The 22,472-nt window shown below is 48.7% G+C and carries 21 protein-coding genes and 1 other annotated feature; of the genes, 7 read left to right on the top strand and 14 right to left on the bottom strand.

Features of this window, described 5'->3' with window-relative positions; genetic code table 11:
- The first annotated feature begins 82 nt into the window (after window positions 1-82).
- Window positions 83-1,234 carry an NAD(P)/FAD-dependent oxidoreductase gene (locus D2962_RS00770; protein ID WP_122013819.1) on the top strand — a complete coding sequence of 384 codons (1,152 nt, stop codon included), beginning with the start codon at window positions 83-85 and terminating at the stop codon, window positions 1,232-1,234.
- A 33-nt stretch (window positions 1,235-1,267) separates the two neighbouring features.
- Here D2962_RS00770 and D2962_RS00765 read toward each other — a convergent pair whose 3' ends face one another.
- The 4 genes from D2962_RS00765 to D2962_RS00750 all read right to left on the bottom strand — a co-directional run bounded on the left by D2962_RS00765 (window position 1,268) and on the right by D2962_RS00750 (window position 5,152).
- Window positions 1,268-2,260, bottom strand: a complete 993-nt coding sequence (locus D2962_RS00765; protein ID WP_162991030.1) for a patatin-like phospholipase family protein — start codon at window positions 2,258-2,260, stop codon at window positions 1,268-1,270.
- On the bottom strand, window positions 2,238-2,882 hold the full coding sequence (locus D2962_RS00760; protein WP_122013817.1) for a lysophospholipid acyltransferase family protein: 645 nt from the start codon (window positions 2,880-2,882) through the stop codon (window positions 2,238-2,240). Before D2962_RS00760 ends, D2962_RS00765 begins: the two co-directional genes overlap by 23 nt.
- 68 nt (window positions 2,883-2,950) lie before the next feature.
- Entirely contained in the window at window positions 2,951-3,712 is a 762-nt protein-coding gene (locus D2962_RS00755) for a YlmH family RNA-binding protein (RefSeq protein WP_122013816.1), read from the bottom strand.
- A 102-nt stretch (window positions 3,713-3,814) separates the two neighbouring features.
- On the bottom strand, window positions 3,815-5,152 hold the full coding sequence (locus D2962_RS00750) for a sigma-54 interaction domain-containing protein (protein WP_122013815.1): 1,338 nt from the start codon (window positions 5,150-5,152) through the stop codon (window positions 3,815-3,817).
- A 5-nt stretch (window positions 5,153-5,157) separates the two neighbouring features.
- Between D2962_RS00750 and D2962_RS00745 the strand changes: the two genes are divergently transcribed.
- Both D2962_RS00745 and D2962_RS00740 read left to right on the top strand, forming a co-directional pair.
- A complete protein-coding gene (locus tag D2962_RS00745; protein WP_122013814.1) occupies window positions 5,158-5,919 on the top strand; it encodes an ornithine cyclodeaminase family protein in 762 nt (253 codons plus the stop codon).
- A 131-nt stretch (window positions 5,920-6,050) separates the two neighbouring features.
- Window positions 6,051-8,168 carry a Tex family protein gene (locus D2962_RS00740; RefSeq protein ID WP_122013813.1) on the top strand — a complete coding sequence of 706 codons (2,118 nt, stop codon included), beginning with the start codon at window positions 6,051-6,053 and terminating at the stop codon, window positions 8,166-8,168.
- Between the two features lie 53 nt (window positions 8,169-8,221).
- Here D2962_RS00740 and D2962_RS00735 read toward each other — a convergent pair whose 3' ends face one another.
- The 7 genes from D2962_RS00735 to trxA all read right to left on the bottom strand — a co-directional run bounded on the left by D2962_RS00735 (window position 8,222) and on the right by trxA (window position 14,877).
- Window positions 8,222-8,731, bottom strand: coding sequence for a tryptophan transporter (locus D2962_RS00735; protein WP_120767729.1), 510 nt, complete (start codon window positions 8,729-8,731; stop codon window positions 8,222-8,224).
- 120 nt (window positions 8,732-8,851) lie between these two features.
- Entirely contained in the window at window positions 8,852-10,201 is a 1,350-nt protein-coding gene (locus tag D2962_RS00730) for a TrpB-like pyridoxal phosphate-dependent enzyme (protein WP_122013812.1), read from the bottom strand.
- Window positions 10,202-10,394: 193 nt separating this feature from the next.
- Window positions 10,395-10,728 (bottom strand) — a binding site (T-box leader).
- A gap of 225 nt (window positions 10,729-10,953) precedes the next feature.
- On the bottom strand, window positions 10,954-11,382 hold the full coding sequence (locus D2962_RS00720) for a Fur family transcriptional regulator (protein WP_245984826.1): 429 nt from the start codon (window positions 11,380-11,382) through the stop codon (window positions 10,954-10,956).
- Between the two features lie 56 nt (window positions 11,383-11,438).
- Window positions 11,439-12,248, bottom strand: a complete 810-nt coding sequence (locus D2962_RS00715; RefSeq protein WP_122013810.1) for a metal ABC transporter permease — start codon at window positions 12,246-12,248, stop codon at window positions 11,439-11,441.
- 96 nt (window positions 12,249-12,344) lie between these two features.
- Window positions 12,345-13,154, bottom strand: a complete 810-nt coding sequence (locus D2962_RS00710; protein ID WP_245984824.1) for a metal ABC transporter ATP-binding protein — start codon at window positions 13,152-13,154, stop codon at window positions 12,345-12,347.
- 347 nt (window positions 13,155-13,501) lie between these two features.
- Window positions 13,502-14,464, bottom strand: a complete 963-nt coding sequence (locus tag D2962_RS00705; RefSeq protein WP_122013809.1) for an NADH:flavin oxidoreductase/NADH oxidase — start codon at window positions 14,462-14,464, stop codon at window positions 13,502-13,504.
- A 98-nt stretch (window positions 14,465-14,562) separates the two neighbouring features.
- On the bottom strand, window positions 14,563-14,877 hold the full coding sequence (trxA, locus tag D2962_RS00700; protein ID WP_122013808.1) for a thioredoxin: 315 nt from the start codon (window positions 14,875-14,877) through the stop codon (window positions 14,563-14,565).
- Between the two features lie 264 nt (window positions 14,878-15,141).
- On the opposite strand from trxA, the gene D2962_RS00695 reads away from it, so the two are divergent.
- Entirely contained in the window at window positions 15,142-15,912 is a 771-nt protein-coding gene (locus D2962_RS00695; protein WP_122013807.1) for a helix-turn-helix domain-containing protein, read from the top strand.
- A gap of 6 nt (window positions 15,913-15,918) precedes the next feature.
- Here the strand turns inward: D2962_RS00695 and D2962_RS18970 are convergent, their stop codons facing one another.
- The gene (locus tag D2962_RS18970; protein WP_281273707.1) at window positions 15,919-16,206 is read right to left on the bottom strand and encodes a CC/Se motif family (seleno)protein; all 288 of its coding nucleotides are present in this window, start codon (window positions 16,204-16,206) and stop codon (window positions 15,919-15,921) included.
- Between the two features lie 217 nt (window positions 16,207-16,423).
- Here D2962_RS18970 and D2962_RS00690 point away from each other — a divergent pair, with 217 nt between their 5' ends.
- The 3 genes from D2962_RS00690 (at window position 16,424) to D2962_RS00680 (ending at window position 20,840) form a co-directional block, all read left to right on the top strand.
- Window positions 16,424-17,998, top strand: a complete 1,575-nt coding sequence (locus D2962_RS00690; RefSeq protein WP_245984822.1) for a sigma 54-interacting transcriptional regulator — start codon at window positions 16,424-16,426, stop codon at window positions 17,996-17,998.
- Between the two features lie 213 nt (window positions 17,999-18,211).
- Window positions 18,212-19,411 carry a methionine gamma-lyase gene (megL, locus tag D2962_RS00685; protein WP_122013806.1) on the top strand — a complete coding sequence of 400 codons (1,200 nt, stop codon included), beginning with the start codon at window positions 18,212-18,214 and terminating at the stop codon, window positions 19,409-19,411.
- Window positions 19,412-19,529: 118 nt separating this feature from the next.
- Window positions 19,530-20,840, top strand: coding sequence for a Na+/H+ antiporter NhaC family protein (locus D2962_RS00680; protein ID WP_122013805.1), 1,311 nt, complete (start codon window positions 19,530-19,532; stop codon window positions 20,838-20,840).
- Here the strand turns inward: D2962_RS00680 and D2962_RS00675 are convergent.
- Both D2962_RS00675 and D2962_RS00670 read right to left on the bottom strand, forming a co-directional pair.
- Window positions 20,837-21,985: a mannitol-1-phosphate 5-dehydrogenase gene (locus D2962_RS00675; RefSeq protein ID WP_122013804.1), complete on the bottom strand. Its 1,149-nt coding sequence runs from the start codon at window positions 21,983-21,985 to the stop codon at window positions 20,837-20,839. The genes D2962_RS00680 and D2962_RS00675 overlap by 4 nt on opposite strands.
- Window positions 21,986-22,456 (bottom strand): PTS mannitol transporter subunit IIA, encoded by a 471-nt coding sequence (locus tag D2962_RS00670; protein WP_122013803.1) that lies wholly within the window; start codon window positions 22,454-22,456, stop codon window positions 21,986-21,988.
- Window positions 22,457-22,472 lie beyond the last annotated feature (16 nt).

The following is a 22,472-nucleotide window of genomic DNA, read 5'->3' as shown; positions in this document are numbered from 1 at the left end:
CAATTTACTCTCTATTGTAAATGTTGTATAATCTAAATAATGACAATGTACATTACAACATTATTTCAGGGAGGCGCAATCCATGAAAAATACAGCTCAGGCTGTAGTCATTGGCGGAGGGGTTCACGGGTGTTCCGTGGCTTACAACCTTGCCAGAAAGGGCATGAGGGATGTGGTGCTTCTGGAGAAAGACTATATCGCCAGCGGAGCCACAGGCAGGTGCGCCGCCGGCATCAGGCACCAGTTCGGTACCGAGATAAACTGCCTGCTCATGAAAGAAGGCATGGAGATACTGGAAAATCTGGACGAAGAACTGGGATGGAACAGGAGCCTGGAGATAACCCATGGAGGCTACATATGGCTTGCTTACAGCGAATCCCAGGCGGAGCAGCTCAGGCAAAACATAAAGCTGCAAAACAGCCTGGGCATAGAAGACTCGCGCTTTTTAAGCCCCGAGGAAATCAAGGACATAGTGCCGAAGCTTAACATTGAAGGGGTGGTGGGAGGGTCGTTTAACCCCAGGGATGGCCACGCCAATCCCTTCCAGGTGACGTATGCCTACGCGGCCGCAGCCAGGAAGCTGGGAGTGGATATAAATACATATACCGAGGTCACAGGAATAGAGATTTTATCTCCGGGAAATTTCAGGGTCCGCACCACAGCGGGTACCATAGATACTCCGGTAATAGTAAACTGCGCCGGGGCTTACGGCAGGCGACTTTCTGCTATGGTGGGCCTGGATGTGCCGGTTTATCCCGAACGGCACCAGATTTTTGTGACAGAGCCTGTGGAATATTTTCTGCCCTGCATGGTACTTTCGTCCCAGCACGGCACCTATTTTAAGCAAAACCCCAACGGCACTATTCTCATGGGGGTGGGGGACCCGGAACATGAACCAAAAGAGTTTAATACCGATGCCAGCTGGCGTTTTCTGGAGGATGCGGTGAAAAAATTCGTTTTTCACCTGCCGGCTATAAAGAATGTGCGCATTGTAAGGCACTGGGCGGGGCTTTATGATATGACCCCTGATTCCCAGGCTATCATAGGTGCCACACCTGTGGAGGGTTTTTATCTGGACCTGGGCTGGAGCGGGCACGGCTTCCAGATGGGCCCCATCATAGGTTTGCTGCTGGCGGAGCTTATCACTGAAGGCAAATGCCACTTGCCCATTGAAATATTGAATCTTCACAGATATGAGACGGGAGAACTGGTGTATGAACCGGCCTGTGTATAAGATGCCATAAGTAAAAAAGTGAGGGTCTGGCACCTACATTATCTTTTCCAGATCCCTCAGGGCTTCTTCCGCCGCTTTTTCGCCGGCGGTTATGCATTCCTTTGCCTTATAGAATTGGAACCATTTTATGTGGCTCACCCTGGGCTTTATGGCAATCATACTGCGATTTTGTCCTCCGGAACCGGCGGTATCTTTGCAAAGCTCATAGTCATCGCCTTTCTTTTTGCAAAATTCCAGAGTCTTTGCTACGAAGCTTATGCTTTCCGGCAGTACCGGCTCTACATATTTTAAGACAAAGCCTCCGGAAAGGGCAAGATACGAAACTTTTCTGGAGTTTTTCTTTTTGTTCCACCAGTTTTTTATGCGCATGAGTTTTTCGGTGGCATCCACATCACTTCTCACATCCAGGGCGATGACCACATCGGCGCCCATGGAAAAGGCTGCGGATACCGGCACCGATGCGGCTATGGAGCCGTCCACCAGCCTCCGGCCGTCCATATACACGGGGTTGAAAATGCCCGGCACCGCGGTGCTGGCTCTGAGGGCCCTTGCCACTTTCCCGGAGCTGAGCCTTACTTCCTCTCCGGTATCTATGTCTGTGGCCACAAAGGTGGAAGGGATGTCAAGCTCATCGAAGTTCTTGCCGAAGGTAATTTGTTCATAATTTTTCTCCACCCTGTCCCCGGCCACCAGGCCCCGCCGGGGCCATATAAAATCCGCCCAGGAGAGCATCTTTTTTATACCGGTCTTTATGGCTATCTGCTCCATTTCCTCTACAGGAAACCCGGCTGCAAAGGCGCCCCCTATGACGGCTCCCATGCTGGCCCCGGTTACAAAGTCCACAGGGATGCCCTCGGAAACCAGAACTTTTAACACTCCTATGTGGGCCAATCCCCTGGCTCCTCCGCCGCCCAGGGTAAGGGCGATGCGGGGCCTGCCGCTGCCGGAATCCCTGAAAGGTATTGTGGAATTTACCGTAACTTCCGCTGCAGGGATATTTGTATCATATGCTTTTACTTGCTCCATTAAAAATCCTCCCGTTAAATTGCGCGTTGAATAGCTGCCTGAACTCTTTGTCCAGCTTCTCATTCATCTCTCCCATATTCTCCCGGCTTACTTTCCCCTGTCCGGAAAAGGTCATCACATCTCCTATGTTTAAAGTGATCCTGCCCCGGCGGAGGATGAAACTTCCCACCGGCAGGACATTGCGGCTTCCCCGGATGGCCACGGGCAAAACCTGTGCTCCGGACTTCGCGGCAAGATATGCCCATCCCTGCATAAAAGGCCGAAGGTTTCCGTCGGGGCTTACCCCTCCTTCGGGGAAAAGTCCAATGACACCGCCCTTTTGCAGCACTTCCAGGGCCTTTTTAAAGCTGCCGAAATCTCCCTTTTCACCGTGGACCGGTATGGCACCTCCCCAGGTCAGGACCTGTCTTACCACAGGGATCTTAAAAAGGTAAGCCGCCGCAAAGAAAACTATCCTCATCGGGATGCAGGTCACCAGCACAAAGGGGTCTATCAGGCTCTGGTGGTTTGACACAATAATCAGGGGCCCTTTTTTGGGCAGCCGTTCGGCACCATAGACCCTGATGCCTCCGGTCGCTTTAAAAAGTAAAAAAGATAGGGCTTTCACTATTGAATAAAACATGGCACAGCCCCCTCCAACAATTCCCATTTTTTAGGATATTTATTCTTACAAAATTTATTCTCGAAAAATCATGAAATATACTTGTGTACCCTGACATAGATTCTTCCCTTCTTGCTCTGGCCGCCTACTTCCAGCACCTTTGCCCTGCCCAGGCGGGATGCAGATATGACATCACCCTCTTTCACCGGAGTGGAAGGGTCTTTGACAACTCTGAAGTTCAGCCTGATATTCTCTCCTTTTATAAAGGGGGCCATCTTGGAGCGGGATATACCGAAGGCCAGGCTGGCGATGGCGTCAAGACGAAGGGACGCCACGGTGCTCTTCATTTCCTTATACCTTCTTTCAGGTGCCAGAAGCTCCTTCAAAGAGATCTCCTCCACCGATACCGGAGTGCTTCCCACCTTCAGGAGATTTAGCCCGATGTATTCCGTTATCTCCTGTTTTACGATGACATCGGCTCCGGTTTTTGTGACCAGGATGTCACCCACCTTCTCCCTGGAGATACCAAGCCCCAGCATGGCCCCCAGAAAATCCCGGTGGCCCGGGTGCTCATCGGGGTCTTTAGGGGTTATCCTGAGGGCGCCCAGGGGCGCATGGAAGGGTTCGTCCTTTAGAAAATCCGGATATGCCACCAGCACCTTGCGCTCGGCCTCCTTATAGCCCCCGTCAAAATAATACTCCATGCCGGGGAAGCTCCGGACCACCGTCTCCGCCAGGTTCTGCTGCCCCGGGTCTAGAAAATTGGAAGCCCGGTACTCCCGATTTTTCCGGGCTATTGCGAATAGATCCCTTATCTTTGCCTCCAGCATCTTTTCATCAGAATGGTCCATAACGTCACCTATCCTTAAAATTCGAAAACATTTTACCTCTTCTTTTATTTCTCTCAATTATATCATAGATTCGTAAAAATATAAAAGAGACATAACCCCGCTTTATGAACGTTCAATTCCATATTTTTTAAGTCGATACTGCAGGTTTTGCCGGCTCATGCCTAATAGGGCGGCGGCTCTGGTGATATTTGCATTAGTTTGTTTTAGAGCTTCAATTATTTTTTGCTTATCCATTTCTTCTATCTTTGCAAAAATGTTTTGCCCGACCGAATACTCCGGTTTTGGAGCCGACGGGTATTTATTTTGCTGCGGAAACATCCTCAGATACTCAGGGATATGGTGCGACAAAAGTAAGGATTCATCCACAGCTACCGCATTCATAGCCCCCTCGATGCAATTCTTTAACTGCCTTATGTTGCCGGGCCAGTCATATCTAAAAAAGGCCTGCTTTACCTCCGGCGAAAGTCCCTTTACATTTTTGCCGAATTGAATGTTCATAACCTCTATAAAATGCCGTGTGAGGCTTTCAAGGTCATCCATCCTCTCCCGAAGCGGGGGTATATAAATGTATACTACGGCAAGCCTGTAGAACAAATCATCCCTTAACTGCCGGGCGACGATGGCCTCCATGGGCTCCACATTGCAACTGCTGATTATACGGACATCTATTTCGTGTTCCTCGCTTCCCCCCAAACGCCGAACCTTTTTTTCTTCAAGCACCCGTAAAAGTTTTGCTTGAAGGGCAAGCGGCATGGAGTTTATTTCATCAAGAAGAAGCGTACCGCCATAAGCCTGTTCCAAAAGACCTTTTCTGGATACCGCCCCGGTGAAAGCACCCTTCTCGGTGCCGAAAAGGATTCCCTCCAATAAAGATTCGGGAATGGCGGCACAGTTAATGGCCAGAAACGGCCCTTTTGCGCGCTTTCCCTGTTCATGAATGCATCGCGCAAATAATTCTTTACCCACACCGGTTTCACCGCATATCAAAACCGGAGAATCGGTCTTTGATGCGCCCTCCCCCAGTCTCACCGCTTCCTTTAAACGCCGGTTGTTGCCCACCATTTGCCTAAAACTCTTGATGCCCTTATCTTCTTCAATCTTTCTCGCAGGTTGCAGGCTTCTCATGGCCAGACTTTCCTGCATGTCCAATAACCTTTCTGCCATGTTGCGGAAATTCGTGAAATCCCGGGTTATGGCCACAGAACCTGCGACTTCCCCATTTTGATATATAGGAAACACGCTGCATATTATATCCACGACCTTACCCGCCATGGTGTTGTATGTCTGATGATAATTTAGGATGGGCCTTCCTTCTTTTAAAACCTTTAACAGCAGGCTGCTTTGCCAGTCGAGTTTATAGACTTCGGTGACATGCTTTCCTAAAACATCACATGCCCTGCATCCATCCAACTTTTCCTGAGCCGGATTAAAGATGCGCAAAATGGATAGAATGTTATCCCAACAATCCGGTCAAATTCAACCTTCCCCAGACTACAGGCCTTTTGATTCTAAACGATATTCTATCAGGATGCCCCATTGCCGTGATGGATTGCGTCTGGTTGACTGCCATGAGGACTCCTGCTGTCACTGCGCTGGCAGCAGCGGCGCTCCATCCTGATGCGAAGACCTTCGGTATGTTTGGCTGCGGCGTTCAGGGCGTCGGACATGTGAGATTCATCGGACACACCCTGAAAAACTTGAAGAAAATTTACGTTTACGATATCCGAAAAGAAGTCATGGATAAGCTGGTGGAAGAGTTGCAGCCTGAAGTGGATGCCGAAATCATAAAGGCAAACGGCCCCGAAGAATTGGCCAAGAGCTGTGAGGTAATGAGTTCGGCTACACTCATAATCCGCGAGACACTTTCGGTAGTCAAGAAGGAATGGGTATCCAAAGGCCAGACCATTCTGCCCTGCGACCTGAACACCTTCTGGGATCCCGAAATCCCCAGGATGGCGGACAAATACATCGTCGACAGCATAGACGAGCATAAGCTTTTTGCAGATATGGGATATTTCCCCGACGGACTTCCAGACATCTACTGTGAAACCGGAGAAATTATTGCCGGTTCTAAAAAGGGAAGAGACAATGACAATCAGCTTATCGTATGCAGCAACATAGGAATTTCTGTATGTGATATGGTTATGGCAAGAGAAATATTTAACAGAGCCATTGAACAGGGCAAGGGTTTGAAGCTGAAGCTGTAATACATTTTAAAGGGCTACCCCAAGGTCGGGTGGCCCTTTTCAAATTTGTGCATATAAAATTCAAATTGAATAGATCCTGCCGTTGATATAGAATATAGGGGAATACTAAGAAATTTGAGCGGGAGGATGTCATGGAAAAAATTATCAAAAGGCTGGCGCAGGAACTAAATATCAGGGAAAATCAAATAGAGGCTGCGGTGAACCTGCTGGACGAGGGCAACACCGTGCCTTTCATAGCTCGCTACCGCAAGGAAGCCACCGGAGGCCTTACCGACGAACAGCTTCGGAACCTCTCCGAAAGGCTGTCATATCTACGAAGCCTTGAAGATCGTAAGGCGGAAGTTGCAAGGTTGCTGGAGGATATGGGCAAGCTCACCCCGGAGATTCAGGAAAGCCTTTCTCGGGCGGATACTCTGCAGGAAGTGGAGGATATATACAGGCCCTTCAGGCCCAAGAGGCGGACCCGGGCCACCATCGCCAGGGAGAAGGGGCTGGAACCACTGGCGCAAAGGGTGCTGGCCCAGGATACACCTATCGGTCCGGAAGATGCTTCGGCCTTCGTGGACCCGGAAAAGGGTGTAGAAAGTGCCGAAGACGCCCTGGCCGGAGCCCTGGATATCATAGCCGAGGAGATATCCGATGATGCGGAACTTAGAAAAATCATAAGGGATGTTACCTGGAAAAAGGGGACGGTGCGGACTGCAGGGCTGAAAGAGGAAGTGTCTACATATTCCATGTACTACGATTTCCGGGAGCCCGTGGCAAAAATCGTATCCCACAGGATTTTAGCCATAAACCGGGGTGAGAGGGAAGAATTTTTACAGGTTAAGATCGAAGCTCCGGAAGAAGAAATACTCCATATCATAAAATCCAGGTACATAAAGCAAAATTCCCGCACCATGGAACTCATGGAAAAGGCAGTGGAGGATGCTTATAAGCGGCTGATTGAACCCTCCATAGAAAGGGAAATCCGGAACCTGCTCACCGAGAAGGCTGAAGAAAAGGCTCTGAATATATTTGCGAAAAACCTTAAGAATTTGCTGCTGCAGCCCCCGGTGAAAAACAAAATCATTATGGGATTTGACCCGGCATACCGCACCGGGTGCAAGGTAGTGGTTATAGATGCATCCGGGAAACTGCTGGCCCATACGGTTTGCTACCCCACGCCGCCGCAAAACAAGACGGAAGAAGCGGCAAAGGAGCTTAAAGCTCTGATTGAAAGGTTCGGGGTGGATGTTATATCCCTGGGCAACGGCACCGCTTCCAGGGAAAGCGAAAAATTTTTGAGTGAATTGATAAAGGAAATGGAAAGGCCGATATCCTATGTAGTAGTAAGTGAGGCCGGGGCTTCGGTTTATTCCGCCTCAGAGCTTGCCACCAGGGAATTCCCGGAGCTCGATGTTTCCTACAGGGGCGCCGTATCCATCGCCCGCCGCCTGCTGGACCCCCTGGCGGAACTGGTGAAGATTGATCCCAAGGCCCTGGGCGTGGGGCAGTACCAGCATGATGTAAACCAGAAGAAACTTTCGGAAAAGCTCTCCGGCGTGGTGGAGGACTGCGTAAACAGTGTCGGCGTGGATGTGAATACCGCCTCTCCCTCCCTTTTAAAATATGTGAGCGGTGTGAATGCCTCTATTGCAGAAAACATAGTAAAACACCGTGAAGAAAACGGCATTTTTAGGTCCCGGAAGGAGCTTCTGAAGGTCCCCAAACTGGGGCCAAAGGCCTTCGAGCAGTGCGCAGGATTCCTCCGGATTCCCGAAAGCGACAACCTCCTGGACAATACCGCCGTCCATCCCGAAAGCTATAGTATAGCCGAAAAGGTAATGGAAAAATATCCGCTTCAGGAGCTCAGGACCAGGTCTTTCTCCGAAGATGAAATAGAAGAGATGGCGCAAGCCCTGGATGCCGGCATACCGACTCTGAAGGATATTCTTTCGGAACTCAGGAAGCCTGGCCGGGATCCCAGGGAGGAACTTCCCCCGCCTATATTCCGCACCGATGTGCTGGAACTCAAAGACTTAAAGCCGGGCATGGTGCTCTACGGCACCGTGCGCAACATTACGGATTTCGGTGCATTTATCGACATAGGAGTCCACCAGGACGGCCTTTGCCACATATCTGAGCTTTCCGAAGACTTCGTTAGATCGCCCTTTGATGTAGTGAACATCGGGGACACGGTGAAGGTGAAAGTGCTCTCCGTAGAGCCGGCAAGAAACAGGATAAGCCTGACCATGAAGGGGATATAGGGGCATGCAAAAAAGCCTGCAGCTTCGAAGCTGCAGGCTTTATATCATCGGGGTTACGCCTTCTTCATCACCTTTCTTGCCGAGAATACCACATTGTAGCAGATGTATGTTACGAAGGTGTTGATGACTGCGGCGGGAATTACCACCGTGGTAAACAGAATCGGGAAGGCCACCGGCAGGCTGCCCACCACCAGCAGGGCTATGGTAAGAAACACCGTGCCGCTTTCCACGGTCCCGATAAATCCTACCAGAGGTACCGATAGATGTGGGCTCATTTTGGCCGTCAGCTTTATGAGCAATGATACTACAAAGGCCGTTATGATCTCTTCAAAGAAGTTGGCCACCTGGCCGCCGGGAAAGCTGGTGGTAAGCGCTGCGAAAGTCCCGCCAATGACGCCCGCCAAGAAGGCGTTCCTGGGGCTGTTGTTGATGTAAAGGGCTACAAAGAGCATCGCCAGCAGGAAGTTGGGCTTCATGCCACCCACGATGGGCGGGGTGATCTGGTGGAGCACCAGGCCTATTGAAAGTAACAGAGCGGTTAATACCATATCTTTCAGTTTCATGGAAATTCCTCCTTAAAAATTTTTTTGGTATAGTAGTTTATCTGGGGCGACAGATAGAACAATTTCATCTGCCGCCCATTTTTTGTAACTTTATGTGTCAAAGGAACCGTCCCCGTGACATTAAGGCAATGCATTTATAAGTTCTTTCAATGTATCTTCCGGCAGGCTTGAATCTGTTAGCTTACCGGAGAGGTAGGCGTCATAGGCGCTCATGTCGAAGTGGCCGTGGCCGCTGAGGTTGAACAGTATGGTCCTGGCCTCTCCCGCTTCCTTTGCCGCCAGGGCTTCATCTATAGCGGCCCTTATGGCGTGGGAAGATTCGGGAGCCGGGATGATGCCTTCATTTTGAGCAAACATTTTTGCGGCTTCAAACACTGATAACTGCCCATATGCCTTTGCTTCGATTAAGCCGTCATGCAGGAGCTGGCTCTGGATGGGTGATGCACCGTGGTACCTAAGGCCACCTGCATGGATTCCCGGGGGTACGAACTCACTGCCCAGGGTATACATCATCATCTTTGGAGTCAGGTGTGCCGTATCGCCGTAGTCATAGGTAAATTTTCCCCTGGTGAGGCTGGGGCATGCGGTGGGCTCTACGGCCATTATACGGGTGTTTTTACCCTCTTTTATCTTGTCATGCACAAAGGGCATGGCCAGGCCGCTGAAATTGCTTCCCCCACCGGAACAGGCTATGACCACATCGGGGTAATATCCCGCCTTTTCCATCTGCTTTTTGGCCTCCAGGCCTATAACCGTCTGGTGGAGCACCACATGGTTGAGCACACTCCCCAGAGCGTAGTTGGTATCATCATGGGTCGCCGCATCTTCCACAGCTTCACTTATGGCTATACCCAGGCTGCCGGTGGAATCGGGGTCCTTTGCCAGAATAGCTTTGCCCGCCTCAGTCCTGTCGCTGGGGCTGGGGATGACTTCGGCTCCGAATACCTGCATCATGGACCTCCGGTAGGGCTTTTGCTGGAAGCTAACTTTCACCATATACACGGTGCACTCCAGGCCGAAGAAGCTGCAGGCCATGGCCAGGGCGCTGCCCCACTGCCCGGCGCCGGTCTCGGTGGAAAGTCTCTTTATACCCTCTTTTTTGTTGTAATATGCCTGGGGCACGGCGGTGTTGAGCTTGTGGCTACCGGCGGGGCTTACCCCCTCGTATTTATAATATATCCTGGCGGGGGTATCCAGGGCCTTTTCCAGCCGACGGGCACGAAAGAGCGGTGAAGGCCTCCACAGCCGGTAGATTTCCCGGACCTCATCGGGGATCTCTACGAATCTTTCGCGAGACATCTCCTGCTTTAATAGAGCTTCCGGAAAGATCACCGCCAGTTCCTCCGGCGCCATAACCTCTCCGGTCCGGGGGCTAATGGGCGGCTGCAGGGGGTTCGGCATGTCAGCCTGGATGTTATACCAGTGGGTCGGCATTTCTTTTTCAGTCAGAAGTATTTTAATCTCATCCATGAAAATCAGTTCCTTTCATAATTAATTGTATCTCCATATCGGTCGTCGTTCTTCTTTTATATTTCAGTTCCCTTCAAGTCAAAGGCATCACCTCCAGGTATCCCGGCGCAAGGCTTTGAGCCTGCTTTTATCGAGAAAATCTCTTTTCGCCTGTCTGGTTCTTTTCCGCCATCAAAAAAAGCACCCGTCCCATGATAGGGACGGATGCTTTTTCCGCGGTGCCACCCAAATTGGCTTTGCATGGCGAATCTGATGGAGGCCGGTCGGCTTTATTATCAAAAAAGCACTTTATCCTTAGGATAAAGTGCTCTGCTGCCACCTAATGCAAAACCCTCTTTTTCGGATACGGCAAAATTGCGATATCCTGTCCTGTGCTAACGGGAGACTTTCCGTATGCGGCTACTCGACTTTCTTTCGCCACATCATCTCCGGGGCCCATTCACCTTGACTTCCGGTACCACACTCCCACCAACGGCGGCTCTCTTTAACCTTCCATCAGGGTTACTCTTCCCCTTCATCAAATTAAAACACTTTTATTTTTAATTATTTTACCACAGTTTTTCTGGATACGCAATATGTGTCCGGAAAAAATTTTTTTACGATTCCCGTGTTATCCGTCTGCTGAGGTTCTCTATGATGGCCCGGTCCATATTGTCTATGCTGCTGCGAATGATTTCCGACATTGAAATGTTCTGTGTCTACCATACATTTTAATGCCTCATATTGTTCTTCAGTAAGCTGAATCTGAGTTTTTATGGAATGCGATGTTGTTTTTTGCATTTGCTGCAGAGTCCATATACCTCGAAATGGTGCTCTGTGGGAGTAAAACCATATTCCTCCAGTTGACAGTTCAGGGTTTCCATAGGGCAGAAATCCACAGGGATCGATGCTCCACAGCCCTTGCATATGACATGATGGTGGTGTCCTTCTTCCCTGCGTATCTCATACAGGTCGCCGCCGTTTTCCCGGGGGATGCGGCATAAAAGCCCTCTAGAAAGAAGCGTATCAAGGTTTCTATATATGGTGGAAAAGTTGGTGCCGGGCAAAAGCTCCAGCACCTCTCTGAAAAGCTCCTGGGCGCTCAAAACCGACTCGGATCTTTCCAGCACAGTGAGTATTGCCTTGCGCTGAGGGGTGACTTTCAATTGCTTTTGTTTTAGCATTTCATCGATATTCATCATACTTGCTCCCATCCTATTCAAGTCAGAAACGTTTCTTGACTTGAATTAATATTTCCTTATGTCAATTTACCTTCGAATCCTCTTACTATAAGCACCACCGTCAAAATTGCCGCCGCTATGAGTACAATAGTGCCGCCGGGAGCCACGTCGAACACGAAGGAAATATACAGTCCTAAAACTACGGAAAGGACGGCCACTCCCACAGCTATGACGAAGGTAGCCTTAAAACTCCTGGCAATCTGAAGGCTTACGGCGGCAGGAATTACCATGAGGGCCGAAACCAGCAATGTCCCCACTACCCTTACTGAAAGGGCTACAGCCAGAGCCGTGAGTAGAGTGAAATATGTGTTTACTACCCCCACCGGTATCCCCGAAAGCCTGGCCGATTCCTCGTCGAAGGTGATGGAAAAAAGCTCCCGGGAAAGCAACACCAGTGACAGGATTATAAAAAGCCCCGTGCCGGATATGACCCATACATCGGAAGGGGATACCGCCACCAGGCTTCCGAAGAGGTATGAAAAAAGGTCCGCATTAAAGGATTTTCCGAGGCTTATGAAGACCACTGCAAGGCCCATGCCCCCGGACATCACCACCGCCAGGGCCACTTCGGCATATTTCTTGAAAGCCTTTCGGATGGCTTCAATGAAAAGCGCAGCCAGTGCTGAAAAAATCAACGCCCCATAAAAGGGGTAAAACCCGAACAGCATTCCCGCTGCCACTCCTGAAAGGGCCGCATGGGAAAGGCTGTCTCCCACCATGGACATGCGCCTTAAAACCACAAAGACTCCCATGGCGGAGGCCAGTACTGCGGTGATTATGCCGGCTATAAAAGCTCTTTGCATAAAGTCAAAAGTAAAGATATACATTTAGATAAGACCTCCTGATAACAGTCCCTTGTTTTGGAACATGGAACCGCCCCCTATCCTGACATATATGCGGCAAACGAAACGTCCCGCGCCACTTCAACTTAATTTATACCCCAGTACCTCGGCTATATGCTCCTGGGTGACTTCATTTGTATTTTCATGGATGTAGACACCTTTATCCCGCACACAACCGATCTTTTTTGCCTTGCCGAAGGCCGCCCCTATGTCATGGGTGATGATGACTACGGTAATTCCTTCATTCCTGTTCAGGTCCATGAGCAGGTTGTAAAACTCCTGCTGGGACGCGGCATCGATGCCCGTTGTGGGTTCATCCAGGAATAAAGCTTCAGGGTTTTTCACCAGAGCTTTTGCCACAAAGACCTTCTGCCTCTGGCCGCCGGAAAGCTCGCCTACGAGCCGGCGGGAAAGTTCCGAAATCCCGGTAAGTTTCATGGCATGCTCCACCGCCTCCTGCCTCTTTTTGCTATCAAAAAGCTTCCCGAAGCCGCTGTAAAATCCCGATGACACCACTTCCTCCACCGTGGCGGGAAAGGCCGTATTGACATGGGCTGCCTGCTGGGAAACATAACCTATTCTGTTCCAATCACAAAACCTCTTTATATCCTGACCAAAAAGCCTTACCTCTCCGGCCTTTGGCTTTAAAAGCCCCACCATGAGCTTCATGAGGGTGGACTTGGCGGCACCATTGGGGCCGATAAGGGCCAGGAATTCCCCAACCTGCACCGAAAGGTTTATATTTTCCAGCACCGGAGTGCCGTTATAGGCAAAAGTAACATCGGTAAGCTTTACCACTTCGTCGGTAAAATGATCCTTTTGATGCATTCTATCAGGGCTTATCTTAACATGATTTTTTTTAAAGTTACTCATTTTTTCTTTAACGTTCATAAATAATGCACCTCGCGTGTTGTCACCAATTCCGTCCCCTTGTCACCTCGGTATAAATGAGCTTTTTCATCCCGGTTTAAATCTAACTTAATTAATTGCAAGTTATTTGCATTTGCGTTTATATTATATATTCTATCCTTATTTTTGTCAATTCATGCCATAAAATATTGACTCAAGTGTAAAAGCCAAGTCCTCTGCCTGGAGATGGCCAAAAGCACCGATAAGTTGCGCCGTTGTCGCTCTTGAGTTTAGAACAAGCGAAGGACAGGCAGGGCACGAGCCCTGCGGCCGGCAGCTGAGGCAGGATGCCGAATTGCCGGCGAAACTCCACGAAGTGCAAGATAGGTTTATCTATATTTTCCCCTTAAATACTGTTCGGGAATCGGGATATCCTCTTTCAATACATGGGCTGCATACATAGGCCAGTAAGGCTGGCGAAGCAAGACCCTTCCCAGGGCCACCAGGTCCGCCCTTTCATTGCCTATGACCTCTTCTGCCAGTTCCGGGGTGGTTATGAGGCCCACGGCTGCGGTGGGAAGGCCGGTAGATCTTTTTACAGCTTCGGAATAATTTATCTGGTACCCGGGATACAGCTCTAACTTTGGAGAAAGCAGACCTCCGGCACTGGTATCGACCAAATCTACCTTATCTTTGATGAGTTTTACTATTTCGATGGTTTCGGTGATGTCAAGACCGCCTTCCATAAAGTCGGTGGCCGACAGCCTCACGATAAGGGGCATGTCATCGGGAATAGCAGAGCGGACTTCCATCAAAACCTCTCTCAGAAACCTGACTCTGTTTTCCCTGGAGCCGCCGTATTCATCGGTACGCTTGTTGGACAAAGGTGAAAGAAATTCGTGGAGAAGATATCCATGGGCCGCATGGACTTCCACCGTATCATAACCAACTTTTACGGCCCTTTTGGCCGCATAACCGAAGGCTTTAACAATGCCTTTTATTTCATCTTTCGAAAGTTCCGCCGGTACCGGGTATTCATCGCTCCAGTGAAGGCTCGATGGCGCCACTATCCTTTCGCCCTTGACACCGCACTTTCTTCCCGCATGGGCCAGCTGGACTCCCATCCTGCACCCCATGGAATGGACAAAATCCACTATCTTTTTCAAGGGTTCTATCTGGGAATCCTCCCAGAGGCCCAGGTCGTTGGCGCTGATCCTCCCCCGCCTTTCCACCGCAGTGGCTTCTTGCATGATGAGCCCCACACCTCCTACAGCCCTAGCGGCATAATGGGCGAAATGCCAGTCATTGGGCTTTCCGTCATCCCCGGCTGAATACATGCACATGGGGGACATTTTTTAAATCGAAATCTCCGGAATCTGCAATTCTTTGTACCGTATACCGTGCAAAATTAAAAGCCCCGCCGGTAGGCAGGGCTTTAATTTGAGGGAGGTTATACGCCGATTTCTGCAAGAATGTCGCGCTTTGGCCTGAAGCCTATGAGCTTATTTACCACCTGGCCGTTTTCGAACACCAGGAGGGTGGGGATGCTCATTACTCCGTAGCGGGCTGCGGTTTCGGGGTTTTCATCCACATCCAATTTGCACACCTTGAGGGTGCCCTCGTATTCGGCAGCAATCTCGTCCACCACCGGAGCCATCATGCGGCAGGGGCCACACCAGGGTGCCCACATATCCACAAGGACTTTACCTTCGGCCTGGAGTACTTCCTGGTCAAAATTGTCATCGGTAACGGTTATCGGTTTCATTATGAAATCCTCCTTTAGTTTAATTTTAGGATTTTCGCCCCCGTGGGGCCTTTCTTAAATTTGATTTAGGTGAGAAACGTGTCGCTGATGGTATGTCTTTTTTATTATTTCACTTTTCCTTATAAGTCTTGCAAAATTAGATATCTTAAACAAGATTTTTTAAATTGACCGGGATGTTTTAATATACTATAATTAATTTATAGTATATATAATTATATTTGATAAAACCCAAATATTATAGAATTCTTGAAGGGGTGCATGTTTATGATAGACGGTAGATTAATCCGCAGTCTTCGCCGGAAGCGAAATTTATCGCTGCAGGAGCTTGCCCAGCGGGCGGAACTTTCGGTTTCATACCTGAGCGAAATTGAGCGGGGCAAAAAGCAGCCTTCTCTTGAAACCATAGAAAAGCTGGCTTCAGCTCTAAATGTGTCAAAAGAAGGTTTTTTCCCCGAAGCGGATACCATTACACCCGGTCCCACAGCCCTCGGTGAGAAGATAGCCCTGCTGCGCCAGAAAAAGGGGCTTTCCCAATCAAAACTGGCGGAAAAGGCCGGCATTTCCGCAGCCTATCTTTGCCATATAGAAAAAGGCAAAGTGCTGCCGGCGGTGTCCACTTTGAGGACTATCGCCCGGGCTCTGGAAGTTTGCCCCGAAGACCTGATATCCGCCACCAGCCATGTGGGCTACAAGATAAAGAAGATTCGCCGGGAGCGGGATCTCACCCAGGCAGACCTGGCCGCAAAAGCCGGCGTATCCACGGGCCTCATCGGCCAGATCGAAAGCGGCAGGGTGGAGCCTTCCATAAAGACTCTGGAAAAGATCGCATCAGCCCTCTCCCTTTCGCCATGCTATTTTGTGGCAGACGATGATGAGATTTCATCGCTTTTCAAGCCCATGAACCCCGCTTTAAAAGAGCTTTTTTTAGACCCGAAAGTCCGGTCGGTCCTGGAGCTGGTGGCAGACTGTACAGCCGAAGAGTTCAGTTTTATACTAAAGTTCATACAGCTTTATAAGGAACACCGAAAGTCCTGATTTACATTAATAACTTAGCGGTGCAACTGCCAGGCCCTTGAACATGCCGAAACCCGAAAGGAATATCTTGAGGCCTCTTTCCATGCTGACAAAGGGGCTGACATAGACTTTTATGCCGTCTACCTCTTTTAGAGTGTATTCGCTGGCATCAGCAGGCGCGCCTACGTACACGGCAGGCATGTAAGTACACCCGGCTCAACCGCCGCCGTAGCGCTCCAGCTTTATGGTGATGGTGTCGTTTTTCTTATCCTGGATATATTTTTTGGCCCTCTCATCAATCTCTATTTTTTCCATTTTCCTCACCTCCGTTTGCTGATTTTATTATACTATTACTTTTTTTCGCTGTCAATGAGTATTTATAATTTTTCGGTAACAAAATTTTGCTATATATTTTCCTCGACTATTTTCTCTAGTATAGCATTTCCAGGAAAAAAAATAAATAAAAGTTGCTGCTTTTAATGAATAATTGCCAGCTAGCTTTACCGAGTAATCAAGAGAGGAGATGATCACTTTGAGCGAAACGGTACGTATAAGGGTCAGCACCCGCGACCGAGTGGGTATGGCGCTGGATGTATTGAAAGTGCTCTACAGGTATGGCATAAACCTGAAAGCCATGGAGGTGGAGCCGGGGCTTGCGTGCATAAAAATTGAAAGAAAAGGCAATATAAATCTGGATTTTTTGAAAGAACAGTTTCTGAAAGAAAAAGACGTCATAAGTGTACAGGAGATAGAGCTTCTTCCCCAGGAAAAAAGGGAAAAGCACATTCAAGCAGTGCTGGACGCCGCCGGGGAAGGCATAATCGCCGTAGACAGGGAAGGCGTTATAACCACTTTTAACCCCGCCGCCGAAAAGATTCTCAAGATAAAGGCTAAAGATGCCCTGGGGAAAAATTTAGCCGAACTTCTCGCACCGGACCTACCTATGTTAAAAACCATTGCCACAGGTGAAGGTTATGATAATGAAGAGATTATTCTGAATACCGAAACCACGCGAAGCCATTACATCACCTCCGGAAGGCCAATCCTCGATGAAGAGGGGCATCCCATCGGAGCAGTGGCTTCACTGCAGGACATTGAAAGGGTCATGGACCTGGTATATTCCTTTACCCGGCCTCCCATGATAACTTTCGACGAGATAATCGGTGAGAGTGAAAAGATAAAGAAGGTGAAGGAAATAGCCCGCATAGTGGCTAAGGGAAATTCTACTGTGCTCATTCGCGGGGAAAGCGGCACAGGCAAGGAACTTTTCGCCCGTTCCATTCACATGGCCAGCCCCCGCAGAGATAGGCCCTTTGTACCGGTCAACTGTGCGGCGCTGCCGGACACGCTCCTGGAAAGCGAGCTATTCGGTTACGAGGAAGGCGCTTTTACCGGAGCAAAAAAAGGTGGGAAGCAGGGGCTGTTTAAATATGCCGACAAAGGTACAATTTTCCTTGATGAGATAGGTGAACTTTCGCCACATCTCCAGGTAAAACTACTCAGAGTGCTCCAGGAGGGCAGGATAAGAAGGGTAGGGGCCGATGAGGAGATTCCGGTGGATGTCCGGGTAATCGCAGCCACCAACCGGGACCTGGAAAAATTGATGAAATCAGGCCAGTTCAGGGACGACCTTTACTACAGGTTGAATGTCATACCCATCATGCTACCGCCACTCCGGGAAAGGAAAGATGATATTCCCGTCCTCACCCGACATTTTATAGAAAAAGTTTCCCATAAGATGAACAGAAAGGTGGAAGGCATAAGTGAAGAGGCGCTAAAAAAACTTATGAATTATGACTGGCCGGGGAACATCAGGGAGCTTTCCAATGTAATCGAGAGGGCTATAAATCTGTGCGACGGCTGGATAGAATCCAGGCACCTTATCTTAAGGGAAGAAGAATTTGAGTCTTCCATGGATGTTGGAGAAAGAGAGAACCACCAACAGAAAAAACTGAAGGACCTGGTGGCGGAGACTGAAAAGAGAGCCATCAGAGAGACTTTAAGAAAGTGCGGGAGCATAAGACAGGCCGCCAGGGCGCTGGGCGTTTCCCATGCCACAATTATTAACAAGATGAGAGAGTACGGGATAACCCAGGGTGAAACTTAGCAAAGATATCTGCACTAGTCCGGGGATAGTGTATTGTTTTGCTCTTTATGGTTAAAATATTAACCAATGGTTAATATATTTACCAATTAAGGTTTAAAAAGCGGTAAAAAAAATTACCACGATCCCCGAAATGCAGCTTCACGGCAGGTGGCACGGTTTTTGCTTTTATAATATGGCAGCAGGCAAATAAAAATACTATGGGGGTTAAAAATTATGGATATAAAGTTTAATACAAAAGCCATTCATGCGGGGCAAAAACCGTGTCCGGTAACGGGCGCCCATGTAACTCCTATCTATCAGACTTCCACTTTCGTGTTTAAAGATGTAGACCAGGGAGCCCGGAGATTTGCAGGAGAAGAGTGGGGGTACATTTACACCCGGCTGGGAAACCCGACTGAAGCTGAACTGGAGGAAAAAATGGCCGCCCTTGAAGGCGGGGAAGCCGCCATTGCTACAGCTTCGGGCATGGCCGCCATTTCAACGGTGCTTCTTTCTCTTTTGAAAAAAGGCGACCACATCGTGGGCGGCAGCACCCTTTACGGCTGCACCCACAGCCTCATCAGCGAATTACTGCCCGAATACGGCATAGAAGTTACTCTGGTGGATACTTCGAACCTTGCAAATATCGAAAAAGCCATGAGGCCAAATACAAAAGTGGTATATGTGGAAACTCCGGCCAACCCCACTCTTAAACTGGTAGACCTCAAAGGAGCGGCGGATATCGCCCACAGGTACGGCGCACTCCTTGTAGTGGACAACACCTTCATGTCGCCCTATCTACAGAGGCCCATTGAACACGGAGCCGATGTGGTAGTCCACAGTGCCACGAAATACATCGGTGGCCATGGGGACGTTATAGCCGGGATAATAGTTGGCCCCAGGGACCTGCTCAACACTATGCGGATCCCTTATCTCAAGGATTTTGGCGGCATTATCTCGCCCTTTGACGCCTGGTTGCTGCTCCGGGGCCTGAAAACACTGGGCGTGCGGATGGAGCGCCACTGCCAGAACGCTATGAAAATAGCCGAATATCTTGAAGGGCATCCTATGATTGAAAGAGTTTACTATCCCGGGCTTAAATCCCACCCCCAGCACGAACTGGCGGCAGGGCAGATGGATGGATTCGGCGGCATGATCTGCTTTGAGGTGAAGGGGGGCCTTGAAGCCGGCAAGGTGTTGATGAACAGTGTGAGATTGATAACCCTGGCCGTAAGTCTTGGCTGTGTGGATTCGCTTATTGAGCATCCCGCATCGATGACTCACTCGCCGGTGCCGCCGGAGGAAAGGCTGAAGGCTGGCATCACCGATGGGCTGGTACGACTTTCGGTGGGCATCGAGGATGTCGAGGATATCATCGCCGATCTGGATCAGGCTTTAAAGAAAGTTGAAGAGACCGTTGCGATAAAACGATGAGGAAAATATAAAAACAGGCATGTGAGTCAATTAAAAAAAAGAAAAAAATTATCAGGAACTGCCGGTCAAGTTTTTAAACCGCCGGCAATTCCCGAATTAAATAAAAAGGGGGATCTGTATGGAACAAAGAAAAAATCCTGTGGCTCTTTTACCTCTGGTAGTATTTCTGGTATTGTTTTTGGGGACGGGCATTTATTTCAATGTAAAAGGAGTGGATTTTGCCTTTTACCAGCTTCCCTCGCCGGTGGCAGCAATAGTGGGTATCATAATAGCTTTTATTATCGGAAAAGGTAGTATTGACGAAAAAATGGATACCTTTGTTAAAGGCGTCGGTGAGAGCAATATCGTCATCATGTGCATGATTTACCTTCTGGCCGGAGGATTCTCCACTGTGGCCAAAGCCATGGGAGGTGTGGATTCCACCGTTAATTTCGGCCTTTCCATCATACCGCCCGGTCTTATTCTGCCCGGAATATTTATAATCGCTGCCTTCGTCGCTACAGCCATGGGCACTTCCATGGGCACCATCGCGGCAGTAGCTCCTATTGCAGCTGACATGGCGGTAAAAGCCCATTTACCCCTTGCTGTGGCGGTAGGGGCTGTAGTGGGAGGCGCCATGTTTGGGGACAACCTGTCAATGATTTCAGATACAACCATAGCGGCTACCAGGACCCAGGGCTGCGCCATGAAAGACAAGTTTATAATGAACTTTAAAATTGCCCTGCCCGCTGCCCTACTGACCATTATACTCATGATAATTTTTGGGGTGAGCGGTCAGATACCCGCCGGACTTCAATACAATGTATTAAAAATATTTCCCTACCTTGCGGTGCTAATACTTGCGCTGGTGGGAATGAACGTCTTCCTGGTTTTAATTTTAGGAATTTTACTGGCAGGTGTAATTGGTCTTGCCGACGGCAGCTTTACTCTTATCGGCTTTACCCAGAAAATATATGAGGGTTTCGGTTCCATGCAGGAGATCTTTATCCTTTCCCTGCTGATAGGGGGCCTGGCGGCGCTGATAACTAAAGAGGGGGGTATTGATTACCTTCTGGATGCAATAAGCCGCAGAATAAAGAGTGTAAAAGGAGCGGAACTGGGCATAGGCGCCCTGGTGTCAGTAGCCGACATCTGTACGGCCAATAACACAGTGGCCATAGTCATAACCGGTCCCATGGCCAAAAAGATATCCGATGAAAACGGCGTAGACCCCAGGCGCAGCGCCAGCATGCTGGATATATTCTCCTGCGTATGGCAGGGCATCATTCCTTACGGTGCTCAACTGTTGCTGGCAGGCAGCATATCAAAACTCTCCCCCATAGAGATAATGCCGACGCTTTATTATCCGTACCTGCTGGGCATTATGGCACTTGTCGCCATTGGCTTTGGGTTTCCCAGAGTGAAAAAAAACCGCTTGAAAATACGTTAAATTGTTTTTACTAAAGCATATTTTACCATTTTATTTAACGGATGTTCGGGGGAAATTCCGCAAATCTTGTAAAGTGTCTCATCTATTCCCACGGTTTTAATCATGTGCTGTATTATACAGGCTTCTTCGTCACCCTTATAATCGAATTCCAGTGCGGCCGCAATTCCGGAGGCAAGATTCACCGGATTTTCCCCGAGCTCCAGTGCTTTTACCGCAGGAAATACCAGCCGGTCTTCGGGGCCCAGTTTTCTTAGAGGTTTCCGCCCTACTCTTACCACTTCGTCGTTCAGGGCAGGATTTTGAAATCTGAATAATGTCTTTTGTATATAGTATTCATGTTTTTCGACAGAAAATCCGAATCGTTGCGTAAGATATTTGCCCGATTCCTCCATGGCTCCTTTTACAGTATCAAATATTTTAGAATCCTTTAAAGATTCCTGTATGGTTTTATAACCTTTTAAATATCCCAGATAAGCTGCAACGGCATGGCCGGTGTTTAAAGTAAAAATTTTTCGTTCCACGTAAGCTTGCAGATCTTCCACCGCCCGCATGCCCGGAATTTCAGGGATGGCCCCTTTAAAAGCTTTTTTGTCGACAACCCACTCAAAATAAGGTTCCACCATGACCGACAGAATATCATCGTTCTTTTGCGGCGGGACTATCCGGTCAACTCCCGCATTGGGAAATCCGACTGACGGTTCAATAGCTGCGATTTCCGCCGGTGTAAGAAATTTAAAAACCTCATGCTTTAAAAATTCCGACGCTCCCACCTTGTTCTCACATGCAATTATATTTAAAGGTTCGACAGTTTTTTTCATAAGTCTCATTTTAAGACCTGCCGCAATTTGGAGGGATATTTTATTCAGCACCTCGGGCCCCACTGCCGTAGTAATTATATTTGCTTCCATTATAGCTTTTGAAACGCTCTGTTCGTCGGAAGAAAGAATGCCCATTATATTTTCTACCATTATTTTTTCTTCTTTTTCTCCTGCTATCATCACCGTATAAGACTTTTTATCATTAATGGCGTCAATGATTTCGGAAACTTTATCAACATAAGTTACTTCATACCCCGCTTTTGAAAGCAATAGGCCGATAAACCCCCTCCCAATATTACCGGCCCCAAAATGCACTGCTTTTTTCAATCAAGACACCTCCTCGGTGAGCATCTCATATATCTCATCGGCAGAAGTACTATTTATGAGTTTTTTCACCTTTTTTTCATCCTCACAGGCGGAAGCTATATTTGCCAGGATGTTGAGATGCTCGTCACCCTTACCGGCAATGCCTATGACAAGGTATGCCTTCTGATTTTCGCCAAATTCTACTCCTTCGGGAAACTGAGCCACGGCAATGCCGCTTTCGATTATTTTATCTTTTGCTTCTCCTACGCCATGAGGAATGGCTATCCCGTTGCCTATATATGTGGTAAGCATATTTTCCCGGGCTTTCATAGCATCAATATATGATGCCTGGACCTTCCCCTGTTTCACAAGAATTTTTCCTACCATTTCTATTGCTTCATATTTATCTTTTGCATGCATTTTTACCAGTATGCCATCCCGGGTCAATATTTCTTTTTTCTTGCTCTGTCTCTTAAACCAGTTTAAAGCCATAAAAGTTCCTCCTAAT

The organism is Biomaibacter acetigenes (genome assembly GCF_003691585.1).
In the GTDB taxonomy this organism is placed as follows: Bacteria; Bacillota; Thermosediminibacteria; order Thermosediminibacterales; family Tepidanaerobacteraceae; genus Biomaibacter; species Biomaibacter acetigenes.
The sequence above is the reverse complement of the archived record's forward strand: the minus strand, read 5'-3'. Positions and strand labels throughout refer to the sequence as shown.

Excerpts from the sequence above, each read along its gene's own strand:
- D2962_RS00755 (WP_122013816.1), bottom strand. The coding sequence starts at position 3,712 with ATGGACCATTCTGATGAAAAGATGCTGGAGGCAAAGATAAGGGATCTA.
- D2962_RS00735 (WP_120767729.1), bottom strand. The coding sequence starts at position 8,731 with ATGAAACTGAAAGATATGGTATTAACCGCTCTGTTACTTTCAATAGGC.
- D2962_RS00670 (WP_122013803.1), bottom strand. The coding sequence starts at position 22,456 with ATGGCTTTAAACTGGTTTAAGAGACAGAGCAAGAAAAAAGAAATATTG.
- D2962_RS00680 (WP_122013805.1), top strand. The coding sequence starts at position 19,530 with ATGGAACAAAGAAAAAATCCTGTGGCTCTTTTACCTCTGGTAGTATTT.
- D2962_RS00770 (WP_122013819.1), top strand. The coding sequence starts at position 83 with ATGAAAAATACAGCTCAGGCTGTAGTCATTGGCGGAGGGGTTCACGGG.
- D2962_RS00715 (WP_122013810.1), bottom strand. The coding sequence starts at position 12,248 with ATGTATATCTTTACTTTTGACTTTATGCAAAGAGCTTTTATAGCCGGC.
- D2962_RS00720 (WP_245984826.1), bottom strand. The coding sequence starts at position 11,382 with ATGATGAATATCGATGAAATGCTAAAACAAAAGCAATTGAAAGTCACC.
- D2962_RS00740 (WP_122013813.1), top strand. The coding sequence starts at position 6,051 with ATGGAAAAAATTATCAAAAGGCTGGCGCAGGAACTAAATATCAGGGAA.
- trxA (WP_122013808.1), bottom strand. The coding sequence starts at position 14,877 with ATGAAACCGATAACCGTTACCGATGACAATTTTGACCAGGAAGTACTC.
- D2962_RS00710 (WP_245984824.1), bottom strand. The coding sequence starts at position 13,154 with ATGAACGTTAAAGAAAAAATGAGTAACTTTAAAAAAAATCATGTTAAG.
- D2962_RS00730 (WP_122013812.1), bottom strand. The coding sequence starts at position 10,201 with ATGGATGAGATTAAAATACTTCTGACTGAAAAAGAAATGCCGACCCAC.
- D2962_RS00765 (WP_162991030.1), bottom strand. The coding sequence starts at position 2,260 with ATGGAGCAAGTAAAAGCATATGATACAAATATCCCTGCAGCGGAAGTT.
- D2962_RS00705 (WP_122013809.1), bottom strand. The coding sequence starts at position 14,464 with ATGTCCCCCATGTGCATGTATTCAGCCGGGGATGACGGAAAGCCCAAT.
- megL (WP_122013806.1), top strand. The coding sequence starts at position 18,212 with ATGGATATAAAGTTTAATACAAAAGCCATTCATGCGGGGCAAAAACCG.
- D2962_RS00695 (WP_122013807.1), top strand. The coding sequence starts at position 15,142 with ATGATAGACGGTAGATTAATCCGCAGTCTTCGCCGGAAGCGAAATTTA.
- D2962_RS00760 (WP_122013817.1), bottom strand. The coding sequence starts at position 2,882 with ATGTTTTATTCAATAGTGAAAGCCCTATCTTTTTTACTTTTTAAAGCG.